Source organism: Saccharomonospora saliphila YIM 90502, assembly GCF_000383795.1.
In the GTDB taxonomy this organism is placed as follows: Bacteria; Actinomycetota; Actinomycetes; order Mycobacteriales; family Pseudonocardiaceae; genus Saccharomonospora; species Saccharomonospora saliphila.
The window spans coordinates 2253-5246 of the sequence record NZ_KB912681.1; the positions used below are offsets into that span (position 1 = coordinate 2253).

3 protein-coding genes and 1 pseudogene are annotated in these 2994 nt (G+C 71.6%); all 4 read left to right on the forward strand.

The window, feature by feature from the left end; all coding sequences use genetic code 11:
* Nucleotides 1-208: pseudogene (locus SACSA_RS26850) on the forward strand (hypothetical protein); the annotation flags it as partial.
* A gap of 140 nt (nucleotides 209-348) precedes the next feature.
* Nucleotides 349-945, forward strand: a complete 597-nt coding sequence (locus SACSA_RS0113460; protein ID WP_003073605.1) for a response regulator transcription factor — start codon at nucleotides 349-351, stop codon at nucleotides 943-945.
* A gap of 439 nt (nucleotides 946-1384) precedes the next feature.
* On the forward strand, nucleotides 1385-1957 hold the full coding sequence (locus tag SACSA_RS0113465) for a sigma-70 family RNA polymerase sigma factor (protein WP_028661848.1): 573 nt from the start codon (nucleotides 1385-1387) through the stop codon (nucleotides 1955-1957).
* Complete coding sequence (locus SACSA_RS0113470) at nucleotides 1958-2914, forward strand: anti-sigma-D factor RsdA (protein WP_019816440.1); 957 nt, start codon at nucleotides 1958-1960, stop codon at nucleotides 2912-2914.
* The last annotated feature ends 80 nt before the right edge of the window (nucleotides 2915-2994 follow it).

Sequence of the window (2994 nt, forward strand, 5' to 3'; positions counted from 1 at the left end):
CGCGCTGGTCCGCGCGGCGGCGCACGAGAGCCGGGCGCGGGGCCTGCGGTCGCTGTCCTGGCCCGCGGCCCTGCTGGCCGCCGATCTCCACCCGGACGAGGCTGACTGGAACCGTTCAAGAGTTACCGACGAGTTGTACGGAGTGTTACTGTCCACCGATCCGGTGGGACGCCGCTGTGCACGTCGTTCGCCCTGGGTTCCGATCTAGCCCGTTTGCTGTGCGATATCAGGGATGCCGACATCTGGGCGAAGATTTCCCCGAAAAAAGCCACCAGATCGTGTCAAGGTGACACCTAAAGCGTCCGATAGGGGAGAAGGAATGTCACCCGGCTGCAGGAAGGAACCCCTGTGACGACGGTCTTGATCTGCGACGACCGACGCAGTGTCCGCGAAGGGCTCACCCGCGTGATGTCCGCCGTTCCCGGCGTCAGTCGCATCGACTGTGTAGCGCACGGTGACGAGCTGCTCGCCCGGTACTCCCGGCAGCCGGTCGATGTCGTGCTGGTGGGTACCCAGCGTGCCGTGCCGACCGGTGTGGAGGCCACCCGGCGCCTGGTCTCGGCGAACCCGCAGGCGAACGTCATCGTCTTCGGCGCGCCGGACGACGCGGGCAGTATCGCCGCCGCCATCGCCGGTGGCGCGCGCGGATACCTGCGGTGGGACGCTTCCCGGCCCGAACTCGTCGCCGCGCTCGCCCACACCCTCGCCAGCACGTCCGTCCCCGCCCCGCGTCAGCCCTCCGACCCCGGTGTGCAGCTCACCGAGCGGGAGCTGCAGGTGCTGCGCGGTATGAGCCAGGGCAAGAGCAACGGCCAGATCGGGCGTGAGCTCTACCTTTCGGAAGACACGGTGAAGACCCACGCCAGGCGCCTGTTCCGCAAACTCGGCGTGCGGGACCGCGCCCAGGCGGTCGCGCACGGCTTCCGGCGCGGCCTCGTCTCCTGAAGGGGAGGTCTCCTGAAGGGCCCTCTCCCGCGGGGCCGTCGGATTTCGCGTCGCGGCGGCGTTCCGCCGGCTCGCCGATCGGCGAAAGCTGGTCAGCCGGCCCGCTCCGCGTCCGGGGGCGTGCCTCTGCGGCTGTGTCCGCATCGGCTCATCCGGCGCGGCCCGCACACGGATCGTGCCCGCCGGTCGCCGGACGCCGCGGCCGGTGGCGCCGCGGACGCCGCTTCTCCGGCCGGGTCGGGGTCGTTGAATCCTTGACCAGGGCGATAGAGTGCGTCCGTGCAGGTTGCGGGGTGCAAGGCGCGCCGTGGCGACCGTCGGCGAGATCGGAGGGTGTCGGCAGGTACGGTAGGGGTCATCGGCGTGGCGGCGCGATACGCGTGAGTCGCACGCCGTTGTCTTTGTACGCCTACACGTAACACCGGGACTGTTGTCTGCGATGGCCACTGTGGGGGATGGACTGGACGAGTCAGTCGTCGCAGCTGTCGAGGGAGACCCTCAGGCGGTGGAGCGGCTTCTGGCCACGATTCGTCCCCTTGTGGTGCGGTACTGCCGCGCCAGAGTTGGCAGGCAGGAGCGTTCGTTCGCTTCGGCAGACGACGTGGCCCAGGAGGTGTGTCTCGCGGTGCTCACGGCATTGCCCTCGTACCGTGATCAGGGACGGCCCTTCCTGGCCTTCGTGTACGGCATCGCCCAGCACAAGGTGGCCGACGCACACCGCGCGGCCTCCCGTAACCGTGCCGAACCCGTCGCCGAGGTTCCGGACGAGGTCGAGCGCGGCATCGGGCCCGAACAGCGTGCCCTGCAAGGGGAGCTGAACGAGCGGATGACGCAGTTGTTGCGAGTCCTGCCGGAGAAACAACGCGAGATCGTGGTGTTGCGGGTGGTTGTCGGCTTGTCCGCGGAGGAGACGGCCGAGGCCGTCGGTTCGACGCCCGGGGCGGTCCGGGTCGCCCAGCACCGCGCCCTCGCGCGGCTACGCAAGGCACTGGCCGCTGAGGAGGTGGTCTGAGTGACGGAACACGGCAGCGGCGACCGCGGGCACGGCGACGACCAGGACGCGCGGAGAGCCGAGACCGATCCGGACGCGGTCGGACCGGACGAGGGAGCCGCGGCGTCGGAGTGGGACCTGTCGGCGGTGCAGGCCGACGACGCGCTGCTCGACGCGCTCGGCGGCGCCGACCCCCGCGTCGGCGACGACCTCGGCGATGCGGAGCTCAACGCGTTGCTGCTGGCCTGGCGGCGGGATGTGGACAGCGAGGCCGTTCCCGAACTCGTGGACACCCCGGAGGCGGTGACCACGGTGGCGACGGCGGCCCGCGCCCGACGGCACGGCGGCCGGGGACGCAGGCGGATGCTCGTGCCCGTGGCCGCGGCGGCGGCCGTGCTCGCGATCGGTTTCACCGGTACCGCGCTGGCCGCTCGCGACGCACAGCCCGGCGACACGCTGTGGGGCCTGAGCACGGTGCTCTACGCCGACCACGCGCGGTCGGTGCAGGCAGCGGCGTCGGTGCGCACCGATCTGGAGGAAGCCCACCTGGCGATCGCGCAGCAGCGCTACGACGACGCCCGCACGGCACTCGGCGAGGCCGAGGTGGCCCTGAACGACGTGGCGGCCGAGGACGAGCTGGCCCGGCTGCGTGCCCGGCACGAGGAGCTGACGGCGCGGCTGAGCGAGCCCTCCGCCGAAACGCCGGTTCCCCCGGTCACCAGCAGCCCGGAGGGCACCAGCACCACCGAGGAACAGGACACGACGACCTCGACCGAGCCCCCGCCGTCGTCGAGCGACGACGAGCTGCCGCCGGAGCTGGACGAGACGTCCTCGATCCCGTCCACCGAGCCGTCCCCCTCGACCGAGCCGACGCCGTCGACGTCCACCACGGAGGAGGACACGACGCCGGACGAGTCGTCGGGGGAGAGCCGGTACGGCACGTCCTCCGGCCGGTCGGGCGAGGCGCCGTCGAGCTGACCCGCCCTCGGGCGACGTGTGCCGCACGGCCCGCGAGGTGGATGAGTCGGGTGCGCGTGGGCCGCGGAGTCGCCGCACTG